The organism is Thermopolyspora sp. NPDC052614 (genome assembly GCF_040678635.1).
Lineage (GTDB): Bacteria > Actinomycetota > Actinomycetes > Streptosporangiales > Streptosporangiaceae > Thermopolyspora.
The window spans coordinates 438,252-453,958 of the sequence record NZ_JBFATZ010000001.1 but is presented as its reverse complement, the minus strand read 5'-3'; the positions used below and the strand labels follow the sequence as shown (position 1 = coordinate 453,958).

General features: G+C 72.8%; 8 protein-coding genes and 1 pseudogene. 6 read left to right on the top strand and 3 right to left on the bottom strand.

The window, feature by feature from the left end:
• Positions 1–174 precede the first annotated feature (174 nt).
• Positions 175–1,767 carry a PH domain-containing protein gene (locus AB0K60_RS01850; RefSeq protein ID WP_364047473.1) on the bottom strand — a complete coding sequence of 531 codons (1,593 nt, stop codon included), beginning with the start codon at positions 1,765–1,767 and terminating at the stop codon, positions 175–177.
• 290 nt (positions 1,768–2,057) lie between these two features.
• Complete coding sequence (locus AB0K60_RS01845; RefSeq protein WP_364047471.1) at positions 2,058–2,573, bottom strand: PH domain-containing protein; 516 nt, start codon at positions 2,571–2,573, stop codon at positions 2,058–2,060.
• A 521-nt stretch (positions 2,574–3,094) separates the two neighbouring features.
• Between AB0K60_RS01845 and AB0K60_RS01840 the strand changes: the two genes are divergently transcribed.
• Positions 3,095–4,069, top strand: coding sequence for an ATP-binding cassette domain-containing protein (locus AB0K60_RS01840; protein WP_364047469.1), 975 nt, complete (start codon positions 3,095–3,097; stop codon positions 4,067–4,069).
• Entirely contained in the window at positions 4,066–4,878 is an 813-nt protein-coding gene (locus AB0K60_RS01835; RefSeq protein WP_364047467.1) for an ABC transporter permease, read from the top strand. The genes AB0K60_RS01840 and AB0K60_RS01835 overlap by 4 nt, the downstream gene beginning before the upstream one ends.
• A gap of 113 nt (positions 4,879–4,991) precedes the next feature.
• On the opposite strand, the gene AB0K60_RS01830 is transcribed toward AB0K60_RS01835, so the two are convergent.
• Positions 4,992–8,813 carry a BTAD domain-containing putative transcriptional regulator gene (locus tag AB0K60_RS01830; RefSeq protein WP_364047465.1) on the bottom strand — a complete coding sequence of 1,274 codons (3,822 nt, stop codon included), beginning with the start codon at positions 8,811–8,813 and terminating at the stop codon, positions 4,992–4,994.
• Positions 8,814–9,014: 201 nt separating this feature from the next.
• Here AB0K60_RS01830 and AB0K60_RS01825 point away from each other — a divergent pair, with 201 nt between their 5' ends.
• The 4 genes and pseudogenes from AB0K60_RS01825 (at position 9,015) to AB0K60_RS01810 (ending at position 15,702) form a co-directional block, all read left to right on the top strand.
• Positions 9,015–9,506, top strand: coding sequence for a YbhB/YbcL family Raf kinase inhibitor-like protein (locus AB0K60_RS01825; protein WP_364047463.1), 492 nt, complete (start codon positions 9,015–9,017; stop codon positions 9,504–9,506).
• 192 nt (positions 9,507–9,698) lie between these two features.
• Positions 9,699–12,272 (top strand): hypothetical protein, encoded by a 2,574-nt coding sequence (locus AB0K60_RS01820; RefSeq protein ID WP_364047461.1) that lies wholly within the window; start codon positions 9,699–9,701, stop codon positions 12,270–12,272.
• Between the two features lie 1,027 nt (positions 12,273–13,299).
• Positions 13,300–15,309: pseudogene (locus AB0K60_RS01815) on the top strand (SulP family inorganic anion transporter); the annotation flags it as partial.
• 21 nt (positions 15,310–15,330) lie between these two features.
• Positions 15,331–15,702, top strand: a complete 372-nt coding sequence (locus AB0K60_RS01810) for a carbonic anhydrase (protein ID WP_364048133.1) — start codon at positions 15,331–15,333, stop codon at positions 15,700–15,702.
• Positions 15,703–15,707: the final 5 nt, after the last annotated feature.

Below are 15,707 nucleotides of genomic sequence, written 5' to 3'. Positions count from 1 at the left end.
GCCCCAACGCCCCTGGGCACCCTGGTTTCTGGCCACGGAGGTCTCTGGTGCGGAGACCACACTGCTACGCCGCGCCATCCTGGGCCATCCCTTCCGGGCGCCGCAGCGGCGCGCAGGTGTACGGCGCTGACCGGCGCCTCTTGGACGGCGTCCAACCCTGTGATCGGCAGGGCCTTATCCCTTGTCGTTGGGCGGCGGTGGTGAGGAGGTCCGGAACGGTTCGATCCAGGCCGGGGTGACTTTGGCGGCGAAGTCGACGCCCTGGGACTCCCCCACGTCGATGGCGGAGTAGCCGCCGCTTCCCGCGCCCACGCCGGCGATGACGGTCATGACGCCGGCCTGGCGCTGGAACAGGGTCTGGCGGATGGTCCAGCCGACGACGGCGCGGCCTTCGAGGTTGGCCTGGGTGCGGCGCAGCGAGCCCGAGCGTACGGCGAGGTGTTCGCCGTCGAAGGTGTGGCCCAGGGAGCGGTAGCGGTCCAGGCCCAGGGGGATGCCGAGGAGGGCCAGGGCGACGGCGGCGAAGGCGACGATCAGCCAGCCGACGGCGAAGGCGATCACGGCGACGAGCGCCCACGGGGCGATGGCCCGGAAGAGACGGCGGCGGAGGGCGGCCGGGGGGTGGCGTTCGAGGGGCAGGGTGAAGGGCCAGATCGCCTGGGCCATCGTGTCCAGGGCGTATGGCCGGGGGGTGGCGGGCAGGAGTTGGCCCCTGCTGGAGGAGTCGCCGAGGCCGGTGACGATGGCGCGCAGCCGTACCACGCCGGCGGGTCGCTCGCCGATGCCGTCCAGCACCTCGTAGCCGCGGACCCGCTGGTGCTCCAGGGAGACGCTGCGACGGGTGATGAGCCCGCGTTCGGCGACGAGGAAGTCGCCGCGGCGGCGCAGGGTGAAGTCCCAGTGGAAGATCGCGTACATCACGCCGCCGACCAGGGGCATCGCCAGCACCAGCACGACGGCGGCGCCGACCAGCAGGTAGGGGCGCTCCAAGATCCACTCGCCGATGCTGCGGGCCGTGCTCGCGCTGATCCCGAGTTCCTGACCGGCCTGGAAAACCAGCCCTATCGCACCGGCGAGCAAGGCGAACGGGGTGAGCAGATAGGCCCCCGACAGCGGGCCGTACTTGAGCCAGGATCGCGGCACGCGGGCCAGCACCTGCTCCGGCTCGGCAGACCGGTCGGGGCCGACGGCACCGGGCGACGCCGCCCCCGCCTCGGGCCCCGCGCCCGCAGCCCCCGCCTCGACCCTCGCGTCCGCCGCCACGCCCTCGGCGGCCTGGGTCGCCGCCGCGCGCTGGAGCAGCAGGGCGCGGACGCGCTCGGCCTGCCCGATGGTGAGCGCGTTGAGCTCGCCCTCCTGCGCGCCCGCGCCGCTCGCGCCGGTGTCGACCCGGAGCACGGCGAGCCCCAGCAGGCGATGCAGCGGCGGGGTGCTGATGTCCACGCCGCGGATCCGGTCGAGGGGGATCGTGCGGATCGAGCGGCCGATCAGCGCGCGGTTCAGCTCCAGGCGGTCGCCCACCACCTGGTAGGTGAACGTGGCCCAGCGGAGCGAGGTGTAGACGACGGTGATGACGATGCCCAGACCGGCCCACAGGAACGATCGCGGCGAGAATCCGCCCACGAAGAGCACGCCCACCAGCGGCACGAAGAGCGACTTCAGCGTGCGCACCGGGTCGATCAGCAGCACCCGAGGGCTCAGCCGGGTCGGCGGGAGGACCTGCGGTCCGCCGGGCGGCTGCCCCGGCCACGTGCCCCAGGGCGGCATCGCCGGGCCGTTCGGTTGCGCTCCAGGGCCGTACCGACCCGCTTCGGAGCCGTGCTCTCCCGATCCAGGGGCGTACCGCCCCGCCTCGGGGCCGTGCTTCTCAGGGGCGAGCTGTCCCGCTCCATGACCGTACGGTCCTGGCCCGGCGTCGTGTGGGGCCGCCTGCGGGCGGTGTGAAACGGCTCCAGGGCCATACGATTCCGGCCTCGCGGCTTCGGGGCCGGGAGGGGGAGGGGCCGAATCGGGGTGCGGCTCTCCCCCCGGCCGGGCGGCGGGATCGTGAGGTTGCGTCATGTGGCATCGTCCCGGAGCTGCTGGGCGCGCTGGGCGATCTGTTCGGCGAGGGTGGCGGCCACCGCGTAGTCCAGGCCCTTGATGGAGGACGATCCCGCGTACGAGGCGGTTCTGATTTCAAGGGTGGCGAGGCCCAGGGCGCGTTCGAGCCAGCCCTGCGTCTTGTCGACCGTCTGCACGCGGCTCACCGGGACGAAAACCCATTCCCGACTGAACCAGCCGGATCGGGCGTACACCACATCGTCGGAAAACTCCCAGCGGTGCACCGCGTACCGCCAGAACGTCTCGATGAACGCGAGCGGGGTCATGATGCCCGCGACCAGGAGGGGCAGCCAGCGGATGTTGTCGTAAATCCATGTCGGCACCCACGACCAGCCGCTGCCGTCGATCCAGGTGGAGATCAGCATGGCCAACGCAACGAAGATCACGATTCCGATGATCTCGTGGACCAGCCACAGCACGATCGCGCGCGGCGATATCCGGTGAGCAGGAGCACGCAGGGCGATGGACACGTCATCAACCCTAGTGCCTGATGTCGAGTACGCCCCGGTGTCAGCGATCTCTCAGCGCCGTCGGCGGCATCCGCGGCCCCGTCGGCGATCGGGCCGTCGGCGGCGGTAACTCGCCACCCGATCAGTGACCGCGCGACGCCATCGAACCGCACTCGCCGGACCATCGGGGATCGCTCAACGTCATCGCGGGAGATTCACCTCCGTCGGCGCACGTGCGCTGACATCGCCGACGCGCACGGCGGGTCGTGGTCGTCAGCGCGTCAGCGCACGTGCGGCGCCGTCGGCCGACGCTCGCCGAACCAGCAGAGACCATCGCCAACGGCCGCCCGGCATTTCGCGCCCGTAAGCGATCAGCGAACGCCGTCGACCGACCGGCGCTCGCCGGACCGCCATTGATCGCCTACAGCCGTCCGGCATTGCGGCCCTGTCAGCGAACGCCCGCGGCCGTCAGCCGCCGCTCAGGATTCTGTCAGTGGTGACTGGCAGCATGGCGGCGACTACATGCAGAAGGAGTTCGTGCGATGCAAAACGCCATTGAGGCCGAAGGGCTCGCCAAGCGCTACGGCGAGACGCGGGCCCTCGACGGCGTCGATCTGGTCGTGCCGCAGGGAAGGTTGCTCGGCGTGCTCGGGCCGAACGGCGCGGGGAAGACGACCGCCGTGCGCATCCTCGCCACGCTGCTCCGGCCGGACGGCGGCCGGGCGACCGTGGGCGGGTTCGACGTGGTCAGGCAGGCCCACCAGGTGCGTTCGCTGATCGGCCTGACCGGTCAGTACGCGGCGGTCGACGAGACGCTGACCGGCGCGGAGAACCTGGTGATGATCGGCCGCCTGCTCGACCTGTCCCGCGCCGACGCCAAGCGGCGGGCGGCCGAGTTGCTGGAGCGTTTCGACCTGACCGACGCGGCCGGGAGGGCCGCCAAGACGTACTCGGGCGGCATGCGCCGCCGATTGGACCTGGCGGCCAGCCTGGTGGGGCGGCCCCGGATCCTGTTCCTGGACGAGCCGACGACCGGGCTCGACCCGCGCAGCCGTACCGAGTTGTGGGACGTGGTGCGCGGCCTGATGGCCGACGGCGTGACGGTGCTGCTCACCACGCAGTATCTGGAGGAGGCCGACCAACTCGCGGATGACATCGTCGTGTTCGACCACGGCAGGGTCATCGCCAAGGGCACCTCCGACGAGCTGAAGGCGACCACCGGCGCCCAGGTGCTCCAGGTGCGCCCACGGCGGGCCGAGCATCTCGACCTGGTCGCGCAGGTCATCGCCGACGTGGCCGGCACCGCGCCCGACACGGCGGGCGGCCAGGCCACGGCGAATCTCACCGATCCCGCCCTCGTGCCGCTGATCGTCCGACGGCTGGACGACCTGGGCGTGATCGCCACGGAGCTGTCACTGCGCAAGTCCACCCTGGACGAGGTCTTCCTCGCCCTGACCGGGCACCGCGCCGAGGAGGAGCCGGGCGACGCCGCGGCTCAGGAGGGGAGGGCCGCATGACCGCGATCGCGCAGGAGGCGCCGACCGCCTATCGGGCGGCGCAGCGCATCGGCCCGCTGGGCACGCTGCGACACACGATGACCTTGGCCTGGCGCAGTCTCGTGCAGGTCAAGCACAACCCGATGGAACTGCTCGACCTGTCGGTGCAGCCCATCATGTTCCTGCTGCTGTTCACCTACGTGTTCGGCGGTGCGATCGCCGGTTCGACCGGGGACTACCTGCAGTTCTCGCTGCCGGGTTTGATCGTGCAGAACATGCTGTTCGCCACGCTGAGCACGGCGCTCGGCCTCAACACCGACATCAAGAAGGGCGTGTTCGACCGGCTGCGCAGCCTGCCGATCTCCCGCGTCGCCCCCCTGGCTGGCCGCATCGTGGCCGACACCCTCAAGCAGGTGTGGGCGTTCGCCCTGTTCCTCGGCCTCGGCATGATCCTGGGGTTCCGCGTGCACACCGGAGTCCTCGGCGTCGTCGGCTCCCTGGCGCTGCTGCTCACCTTCGCCCTTGCGATGTCCTGGATGTCGGTCCTGATCGGCCTCAAGGCGTCGGATCCTGAGAAGGTGCAAATCGTGGCCTTCTCCACGATGATGCCGATCACCTTCACCAGCAACGCGTTCGTGCCGCTCGACACCCTGCCCGACTGGCTGCAGACCTGGGTCGAGGTCAACCCGGTCACCTTCCTGGCCGACACGATCCGCGGCCTGCTCAGCGGCGGCCCGGTCGCCGAGAACATCACCCCGTCCCTGCTCTGGGCCGCAGCACTCGTCCTCGTCTTCCTCCCCCTGTCCGTCCGCGCCTTCCGACGCACGTAACCTCCGCCACGCCCGACAACGGGCCGGCGATCCCCGGGCCGGTGCCGAAGCCGATCGACCGATCGCCTCCGGCACCGGCCATTCGCTTCCCGGCCGCACCCCGGATCATGGCGTCACGAAACATGAGGAGCCAAGACATCAGCCGTGAGCAGAGCAAGGGCCTCATCGCGGGGCAGGGCGCGTCCGCGCTCGTATTCCGTGTCGAAGGCAGGGCCGAGGGTTGCCTTCGTCTGGTCGACGACGCGGACGCAGTCGAGGCTCGCGGGGTCGTGGCTGCCGCGGAGGCGGTGGCCTACTCCGAGCATGGTCGCGGCCTTCCGTGGCTCGCCCCGGGCCAGGGCGAGGGCGGCGGCGCCGACGGCGTTGGCCGCCAGTACCTGGCCGTCCATGCTTTCGATGGCCCCGTCGAGCGCGTCTTCGAGCAGACGACCGGCGCGGGGCAGGTCGTTTTCCTCCAGGGCCAGGAAGGCATGGCCGAGCAGCACCAGCGAGACCTGCTGGGGTGCGACGCGACGGATGTGGGGCATCGCCGTGGCCGCGGTGGCGTACTCACGTCGGGCCTTGTCCAGGTCGCCCTCCCAACGGGCGATCTCGCCGCGGACGTGGTGCAGGAAGGACATGCCGACCTCGTCACGCACCTTCTCGTAGAGCCGTTCGGCCTCCTCCAAGTGGGCCAGCGCGCGCTCCCGGTCACCGGCCACGTAGACCGCCATGGCGATCGTGCAGCGGATGTGCGGCAGATCCTCCTGATTGCCCATCGCCGCGGTGAGGTCCAGCGTCTCCTTCAGCACCGCGACGGCCTGGCGGAAGTTGCCGCGCAGCAGGTGGATCCCGGCGAGGGCCGACAGGCACATGCCGATGCCCCACCGGTCGCCCGTCTCCCGGAACAGCCGCACCGCATGCTCCGCCTCCGGTTCCGCCTCGGCGATCCGGCCGAAGTTCAGCCACAGGTAGGCCCGGAACATCCGGGCGACCGCGCGGACCCAGGGGTCGGGATGCGGGACGAGGTCCGCGATCGGCTCCTCAAGCTCCTCGTTCCAGGTCATCACCGCCAGGATCGGGTCGGCGAGCATCGACAGCGGGTTGCGGTGGCCGTGCTCGCGCCCCAGCCGCGCCGCCTCCTCCAGCGATGCGCGGATCTCCTCGTCCGGCGGCAGCCCGGCGCCCTGGCCGTTGATGGCGAAACCCACGTACAGCAGCGCGAGGTCCCGCGGATCGACGGACGCGCCGCTCTCCCGCACCAGGCGCAGGACGGCCCTCGCCCACCGGGCTCCCTCGGCCCGGTGACCGATCAGCCACCAGTACCACAGCAGCTCGCCGGTGATCGCGGCGGCCAGTTCGGCGCGTCCGGCGGTCATCGCCCAGTGCAGCGCGCCGGTCAGGTTGTCGTGTTCGCTCGACAGCGTCTCAAGCCACTCGATCTGCTCGTGCCGCCGCAGATGCGGCTCGGCGGTCGTGGCCAGGTCGAGGAAGCGGCGCGCGTGGGCCAGCCGGTAGCGATCCTCCTCGCCCGCCTCGACGAGCCGTTCCGAGGCGTACGCCCGGATTGTCTCCAGCATGCGGTAGCGGGGGACGCCGTCCCGCTCCTCCATGACGACCAGCGACTTGTCGACCAGGCGGGCCAGCACGTCGAGGATGTCGTCCTCGTGCAGGCCGTCCCCGGCGCAGACGCCCTCGATCGTCTCCAGGGTGGCGCCGCCCGCGAACACGGCGAGCCGCCGTACCAGCCGCAGCTCCTGCTCGTCCAGCAGCTCCCAGCTCCACTCGACGACCGCGCGCAGCGTCTGGTGCCGGGGCAGGGCCGTACGGCTCCCGCCGGTCAGCAGCCGGAACCGGTCGCCGAGCCGGGCGGCGATCTGCTCGGCGGACAGGGAGCGCAACCGCGCCGCGGCGAGCTCGATCGCCAGCGGCAGCCCGTCGAGCGCCCGGCAGATGCGCACCACCGCCGTAGGGTCGTCGATGCGGTGGCCGGGCCGTACGCCGGATGCCCGATCCAGGAACAGCCGGACCGCCGGAGACTCCCGCGCGTCCGGATCGTCGGGAGCCGGCAGGCCCAGCGGCGGCACCGTCAGCAGCGTCTCGCCGGTGATGCCGAGCGGCTCCCGGCTGGTGGCCAGCACGCGCACGCCGGGACACTCGGCCAGCAGCCGGTCGGCGAGCCGGGCGGCGCCGTCCACCAGGTGCTCGCAGTTGTCGAGCACGAGCAGCGTGGTGCGCGCGCCGAGCAGCGTCACCAGCCGGCTCACCGGATCGCCGCCCTCGGGTGAACGGGACGTGGGGCCGCGCGGGGAGGCGACCGGGGTCATGTCACGCAGGCCCAGCGCGGCCAGCACCGCCTGGGGGATCTCGACCTCGTCGCGTAGGGGGGCCAGTTCCACCAGCCACACCCCGTCGGGCATGCGGTCGCCGATCGCGTCGGCGGACTCCACCGCGAGCCGGGTCTTGCCCGCCCCACCGGGCCCGACCAGGGTGACCAGCCGCCGCTCGGCGAGCAGGCGGCCGACCCGCTCGACCTCCTGCTCGCGGCCGACGAAGCTGGTGAGACGGGCACGCAGGTTGCCGACACGGACGGCCGCAGGCGTGGGGGGACCCGCCGTGGGGGACGCCGACGGAAGTACCGATTCGGCAGACGGTACGGGGGCGGACGCGAAGGGCGACCCGGAGCCCGGCGGAGGGAATGACGCGGCAGCCGACCCGGCAGCCGACCCGAGCGGAGACGCCGACTGAGCAGGCGGCACAGAGGCCGAACCGGGCCCCGAGGCGGAGGCCGACGCGGGAGACGGCACCGAACCAGACGGAACAGACGAGGCAGGGGCCGACCCGGAACCCGGCGAAGGGAAGGACACCCCAGCCGACCCAGCAGCCGACCCAGACAGAGACGCCGAATCAGCAGGCGGCACAGAGGCCGACCCAGGGGCCGACCCGGGAGCCGACGTGGGAGACGGCACCGAGCCAGATGGAAGAGATGAGGCGGGAGACGACCCGGAACCCGGCGAAGGGAAGGACACCCCAGCCGACCCAGCAGCCGACCCAGACAGAGACGCCGAATCAGCAAGGGGCACAGAGGCCGACCCAGGGGCCGACCCGGGAGCCGATGCGGGAGACGGCAGCGAGGCAGGCGGAAGGGGCGAGGCGGGGGACGGTCCGGAGGTGACGGCGTGGGGTGGTCGGGGCGGGGTGGGCGGTTTGTGCTCGCGGCGAAGCATCGCCAGGTGTAGTTCGGCCAGTTCGGGCGAAGGGTCGGCGCCGAGCCGATCGGCGAAGTACGCCCTGGCCTCCTCGTAGGCGGCGAGGGCCTCCACCTGGCGGCCGGACTCGTACAGGGCGCGCATCAACTGACCGCGCAGCCGCTCGCGGAGCGGGTGGGCGGCGATCAGCCGGGTGATTTCTGCGGGGAGGCCGTCGTGTGCGCCCAGCCGCAGGTCCGCCTCGACGCGGTCCTCGATCGCGGCGAGCCGGAGCTGTTCCAGCCGGGCGATCTCGGCGCCGCCGACCTCGGTGCCGGACAACTCGGGCAGCGCCGGGCCGCGCCACAGCCGCAGCGCCTCGCGCAGCGTCGCGGCGGCCCGTGCGGCGTCGCCGTCGCCGAGCGCGGCGCGGCCGGCGCGGGCGAGGCGGGCGAACGCGTGGGCGTCCACGTCGCCGGGGGGCACCGACAGCCGGTACCCGTGCGGCTCGGCGACGACCAGGCCGCGGTCGGCGCGGAGGGCGGCGCGCAGCCGGGAGACCAGGGCCTGCAGGGCGTTGCCGACGCCGCTCGGCGGGCGGTCCTCCCACACGCCGGAGATGAGCGTCTGGGTCGGCACGGTACGGCCCGGCGTCAGCAACAGCAGGGCGAGCAGGGCACGCAGCCGCTGGCCGCCGATCTCGACTGCCTGGCCGTCCCGGCGGACCTCAAGGGGGCCGAGAATCGCGAAACTTACCTCTGTGGGCAATCTCACCCCCTCGCAGGACGCGTCTCCTGCCTAGATTCTGGCTGATCGCAGGACTTGTCCGTGCACGTCGATGACACCGATGCGTGTCGTCGATGACACCGATGAGTGGGATCGGGTCAGCATGGTGGCGAGTTCCGCGTAGCATCGTCGGTCATGGGGCAGCCGAGATTGGCCGGACGCGCGCGTTCTGCCGTGGTGGGCGTGACCATAGGGGTCACCGCCGTGTCCGGCTGCGGTGCCGTGGGGGCGGATCGGCCGGTCGACTCGGTGACCGTCTCCAGCTCGCAGTTCCGCAACGGCGCGCCCCTGCCGAAGGAGTACGCGTGCGGAGGGGTGGGCAACCCCCCGCTGCGCTGGTCCAACATTCCCGCCACGGCCAAGTCGATCGCCTTGGTGGTCGACGACGGCTCCTCGGACGGCTCGTCGGTGCACTGGGTGGTGTTCAACGTCGACTTCCGCACCACGGTGCTGGTCGAGAGCGCCGTGCCCCAGGGCGCCCGCCAGGGCCGGGTGACCAGCGGCAAGGTCGGGTACGATGCGCCCTGCCGCGACGGTGACACCTATCGGTTCAGTGTCTACGCCCTCGACTCGCGGCTGGATCTTCAGGAGGGCGCGAGGCTCACCGAGACCTTGCCCGCCATCGCGAATCACACCATTGCTCGTGGACGCCTCACGGCGACGGGCATCGAATGACATGCTGAGTACCGGAGGTTGTAGTGGCGATCAGATCTTCACGTAAGGTGTGACAGCGGTCATAGTGGTCGGACACAATCAGATCCAATCTCTGAGCGCAGGTGATCGAAGGGGGAAGATCGCGTTGATGGCCGCGCGGTCTCACCGGCGCCTCTGGAAGGCCATGGCCGGCTCGGCCTTGAGGATGGTGCTATGACAGCGATCATTGTGGGCCTCGGGGCCGTGGTGTTCCTCGTGGTCGCAGTCGTGGTGTCGGGCGTCCGGGGCATGAAGCGGCGGGAGAGCAACCTGTCCCCCGAGCGCATCAAGGCCATGGCCGAGGGCAAGACCAAGCGGGCGTCGAGCCGTCCCGCCGAGGACACCTTCTTCGAGAGCTTCCCCGAGGGGTTCGACAAGTTCGAAGACCCCGACTCCGGGCCCAAACGCGCTCCCCAGCGTCCGTCCACCGGCAACCGTACAGCTCAGCGCGCCGCCGGGCGCAAGGGTCGCGGCGTCGACGAGTGGGGCGACAACGACGACTACGACGACGACTACTGGACGCGGGTACGCGCCGACGAGGGCGGCTTCGGCGGATCGATCGCCGCCCGGAAGGCCTCGCCCCATCCGTCCGACGAATCCTCCCCCGCCGGTACGCCCGCCGCGGGTGCCGGTGGCGCTCCCGGTGGCGCGCTCGGTGGCCCGCGCAACGCCGAACGGGTCGATCCCAACGCCGCGACCGTGCAGGCACCGCTGCCCACCCGTCCCGGCAAGAACCTCGCCGACCTGGTGGAGACGGCCCGTGCCACGCCGTCCTCCGCCGCCGAGGAGAAGACCATCCGCTTCACCAGCCCATCCGGGCAGACTCCCGCCGGAGCGGCCCCGGGCCTGAGCCCGACCGGCCAGACCCCTGCGGGAGCCGCCCCGGGCCTGAACCCCACCGGGCCGACGCCCGCCAGGGGGACCTCCGGGCTGAGCTCGACCGGACCGACCCCCGCCAGGGGCACCTCCGGACCGACCCCCGCCAGGGGCACCTCCGGGCTGAGCTCGACCGGACCGACCCCGGCCAGGGCCACCCCGGGCCTGAACCCCACCGGGCCGACCCCCGCCAGGGGAACCCCCGGCCTGAACTCCACCGGCCAGACGCCCGCCGGAGCCCTCCCGGGCCTCAGCCCGGCCGGACCGGCCCCCCGGCCCTCGACCTCCACCGGTCCCGCTCCCGCCACAGGCCCGGCGGGCCGCTCCGGCCCCGCGACCGGTCCGGCGCCCGCGACCGGCCCCGTACGCCCGGGAAGCGCCACCGGTCCCGTCCGCCATGGCGGTGCCACCGGCCCCGTGCCCGGCTCGGGCCCCGCCGCCCGCCCGGCGGCCTCCACCGGCCCCTCCGCCCGGCCCGCCACGGCCACCGGGCCGGGGACCCGCCCCACGCCCGGCCCCGGGTCCGCTTCCCGCACGCCGCTGGGCGGCCCCGCCGGCATGCCCGGCCCCACCGGACCGGCTCCGCTGAGCCCCGGCGGCACGGGTCCCGGCAGTGTCGTTCCTCCGTCTCGTCCGCAGCGGGACACCCGCTCACCGCGAAGCGCGCCCCGCCCCGCCGCCGCGTCCGCCCGCCCGGATCCGTTGTCCGATCCGCTCGGCACGGGCGGCTCCTCGCGGCGCACCCCGGCCGACCCGGCGAGCACGACCGGGCCGCGCCGCGGCTCCGCCGATCCGCTCGGCGGCACGGGCCCTCGTCGCGCCCCCGCCGGGCCGTTCCAGGAGGGCCGCGGCGGCGCCACCTCCGCACCGCTCGACACCGGCCGGGGCAGCGGCTCCTTCGAGGCCGCGCGCACCCCCACCGGCCCCTTCGCCGGGTCCCCGCCCGGCCCGCGCGCCGGTGAACCGCCACGCACGCCCGGCGCCCCCTTCCCGGGGACGCGGCTGCCGTCGGGCCAGTTCCCAAGCGCGCCGGACGCGCGTGCCGTACCGGGGGCCCCCGAGCTCGGCATGCCCGAGCCGCGCCGCTCCCCCAGCGACTCGTTCCCCGCGATGCCCCCCGCGTCGGCCACCCCCGCCGGCCTCATGGCCGAGCCGCAGGGCAGGCCGATGCGCCGCACCCCCACGCCCACCGGCCCCGCCCCGGCGGACGCCGCCCTGCCGGAGACCGGCGTCTTCTCCATGCCGCCGATCCCGTCCGCGTCCCCGGCCTCTCCGGCGGGCTCCCCTCGCCCGGCCTCACCGGCCCAGACGCCGGCGGCCTCGGCCGCCCCGTCCGGCCCCACCGGCACGCCGACCCCCATACCCGGCTGGTCCGGGGTCCGCGACGTACTGGACGACGACCCGCCGCCGTCCTCCTCCTCACGCGAGACCTGGTCCACCGCCGGATACCAGACCTCCTTCAGCGACGGCTACGGATCCTCCCGGACCGGCACACCGACCGGCCCGGTCGGCTCCGCCGGCTCGTCGTACGAGGTCAGCCCCGGCTGGGCCACCATCGACGAATCCGACACCGTGACCGGCCCCACCCCGGCCACAGGCACGCCCACCAGCCCGTCCCGCGCCATCGGCCGCCCGGACGGCACCACCGGCGACGACGTCCTGTCGGGCGGCTACTACGGCATCGACCGTGGCGGAACCCCGGCGGCCCCCGTCGCCTGGCCGGAGCGCGACTCCCAGGCAAGCTGGCCGTCCTATAAGGAGATGTACGGCGACGCCGAGTCCCCCGACTCGGAGAAGACCATTCAGGCGCCCCGGGGCCGTCGCGGCAGCCACCGCACCCCCGACACCGATTACCCCGACTACTACCGCTGATCCGATTCCCAACGTCACCGGCGGCCATCACGGCCGGTATCCTCGCCGTGCCTCAGCGCATAGGCCATGAACAGGGCATTCGCTCAAGCGCCGCCCCCCAGGATCAGGTGGCCGGTTCCCGGCGTCTCCGCGCCTCAGCGGATGGGCCGCCAGCATGGCGAGCGCTCCCGGCTTCCCGGACGCCGGCCACCAGCATCAGGTGGGTCGGCTCCACGCCTCTCCACGCATCGGCAAACAGGCCGTGGTCGTCGCGTACGCACAACGCCGACCCCCCCCATGATCGAGTGAGCGGCCATCACACGCCTCCGCAGCTCAACCAAGGGCCGTGGGCACGGCCCTCCCCACCTCCAGAACCGGCCACCAGCATCAGGTGGGTCGGCTCCACGCCTCTCCACGCATCGGCAAACAGGCCGTGGTCGTCGCGTACGCACAACGCCGACCCCCATGATCGGGGGGGCACTACACGCACGCCTCCGCAGCTCAACCAAGGGCCGTGGGCACGGCCCTCCCCACCTCCAGAACCAGCCACCAGAATCAGGTGAGCCGACTCCACGCCTCTCCACGCATCGGCAAACAGGCCGTGGTCGTCGCGTACGCACAACGCCGACCCCCCATGATCGGGGGGCACTACACGCACGCCTCCGCAGCTCAAGCATGGGTTGTGGGCACGGCGCGCTCCCCACCTCCAGAACCGGCCGTCAGCATCAGGTGAGCCCGCTCCAGACGCCTTGACGCCTCCGCCTTCTGTCCGGGGCCGTGCAAAGGTGGCCGCAGGTGGCCGGGGTGAGGTCACCGCTGGTGGCCGGTTTTGAGTCCCCACGTCTGTTCGCGCGCGTGGCGTGTCGTGGGGAAGGGGTGTGCCCCTGAGCGGTGCCGCGTGCGCCGATCACACCCAGTCCGCCCGCGAGGGCACCCGGTTGCTGACCGGGCGTCGGTTCGCGTACGGGTCGGCGTTGGTTTCTCTAGGGGCGAAGGGGGTTTCGCCGGTTCTTTCGCGAAGAGATGTCCGCTGTCATAAGGTCGCCCCATGAGGGATACTCAGCGTAGTCAAATAAGTACGAGGAGTGCGATATGGTCGGTTATCCGCCATGATGCACCGGCGTCGTTGGTGGTCTTTCTGGTCGCGGTGCCGCTGTCCCTCGGTATCGCCGTCGCGTCAGGGGCGCCGCTGGTCGCCGGTCTGGTGGCGGCCGTGGTCGGTGGCGTGGTCGCCGGGGCTCTTGGAGGCTCGGCGATGCAGGTGAGCGGGCCGGCCGCCGGGTTGTCGCTTGTGGTGGCGGACCTGGCGCAGACGTACGGGTGGCCGGCCACCTGCATGATCACGCTGTTGGCCGGGCTGCTGCAGCTGGCGTTCGGTCTGCTGCGGGTGGCGCGGGCGGCGCTGGCCGTCTCCCCTGCCGTCGTGCACGGCATGCTCGCCGGAGTCGGCGTGGTGATCGCGCTGGCCCAGTTGCACATCGTCCTGGGCGGCCGGCCGCAGCGGTCCGCGTTGGAGAACATCGCCGAACTGCCCGCTCAGATCATCGACATCCACGGCCACGCGGTCATGGTCGGCGTGCTCACCGTCACGGTGCTCGCCGTCTGGCCGCGCCTGCCCCACCTGCGCACGGTGCCGGCGCCGCTGGCCGCCCTGCTCGTCGCCGCGGCGGTCGCGGCCCTCGCCGACTGGAAGGTCACCCACGTCGACCTGTCGGACCTCGACGACTGGACCACCCCGGTGTGGCCGCAGGGCGACTGGCACGGCGTCGTCGGGGCGGTGCTGCTGGTGGCGGTGCTCGCCGGGGTGGAGTCGCTGCTCTGCTCGATGGCCGTCGACCGGATGCACGACGGCCCGCGCGGCGACCTGGACCGTGAGCTGATCGGCCAGGGCGCGGCCAACATGATCTCCGGCGCCCTCGGCGGCCTGCCGATCGCGGGCGTGATCGTGCGCAGCTCCGCGAACGTGCGGGCGGGGGCGCGCAGCCGCTGGTCGGCGATCCTGCACGGGGTGTGGGTGCTGGTGTTCGCGCTGGCGTTCGGGTGGGCGATCACCCTCATTCCGATGGAGGCTCTGGCGGCGCTGCTGGTGTCCATCGGCGTGCAGATGGTCAACGTCGGTCACGTGCGCAACCTGCGCGGCCACGGCGAGATCTGGGTGTACGCGGTCGCCCTGGGCGGCGTGGTGGTGCTCGGCCTCGCCGAGGGGGTGCTGCTCGGGCTCGGCCTGACCGCCCTGCAGGTGCTGCGCCGCCTGACCCGGATCTCCGCGCAGGTGTGCCGCGAGCCGGACGGCCGCTGGCATGTGGCGGTGACCGGTTCGCTCACCTTCCTCGGGGTGCCGCGGCTGGTCGAGGCGCTGCGGGCCGTACCCGCCGGAGCCGCCGTGGACATGGAGCTGAACGTGGACTTCATGGACCACGCGGCGTTCGAGATCCTGCACACCTGGCGGCAGGAGCACGAGCGCGGCGGCGGCACCGTGGAGATCGACGAGATGCACGGCGACTGGTACGCGGCGGCCGCCAGCGGGTCCCGCGCGTTCTCGGCCAAGTCGCCGCCGCGCGTGCCGTATCGGTGGTGGCTGCCCTGGGCCTACCGCAGGCGCAGCCGACCCGGGCGGCACCAGCAGCTCGCCCGGGGCCGCGACGGCCAGGCGATGCCACAGCTCCTCGCCGGGACCCTGGAGTTCCACCGCCGCACCGCCCCGCTGGTCAGGCCCATCCTCAGCCGACTCGCCTTCCGGCAGGACCCCACGCACCTGTTCATCACCTGCTCCGACTCGCGGGTGGTGCCGAGCCTTATCACCGCGAGCGGCCCGGGGGACCTGTTCACCGTCCGCAACGTGGGCAACCTGGTGCCGCGCCACCGGCTCGCCCCGCCCGACGACTCGGTGGCCGCCGCGATCGAGTACGCCACGGGGGTGCTGGGCGTGCAGACGATCACCGTGTGCGGCCACTCCGGCTGCGGCGCGATGTCGGCCCTGCTCAACGCCGAGGCGGACACGGAGAGGATGCCCGGTCTGTCCCGCTGGCTGCAGCACGGGGGGCGCAGCCTCGCCCGGTTCTACGACGCGTCGCCGAGCGTGCCCGTCGCCGGGGCCAGGGTGCCGGTCGGAGCGGCCGGGGCCACGCGGGCGCCCACCTTGGACGAGCCGGGCCTACCTGACGAGCCGGGCTCGCCGGTCGAGCCGATCGAGCCGGTCGAGCCGATCGAGGGCCGTGGGCGGCTGGACCGGCTCTGCCGGGTCAACGTCCTGCAGCAACTGGACAATCTGCTGACCTATCCCGCCGTCGCCCGGATGGTCGGCGAGGGCCGACTGGAGCTGGTGGGCCTCTACTTCGACATCGGATCGGCCCGGGTCGAGGTGCTCAACCCGGAGGAGTCCCTCGGCGGGCCCTTCCGCCCTGGGCGTACGGCGTGCGCCGGTGGTGAAACGGTCTCGCCGACACGCTGACCAGG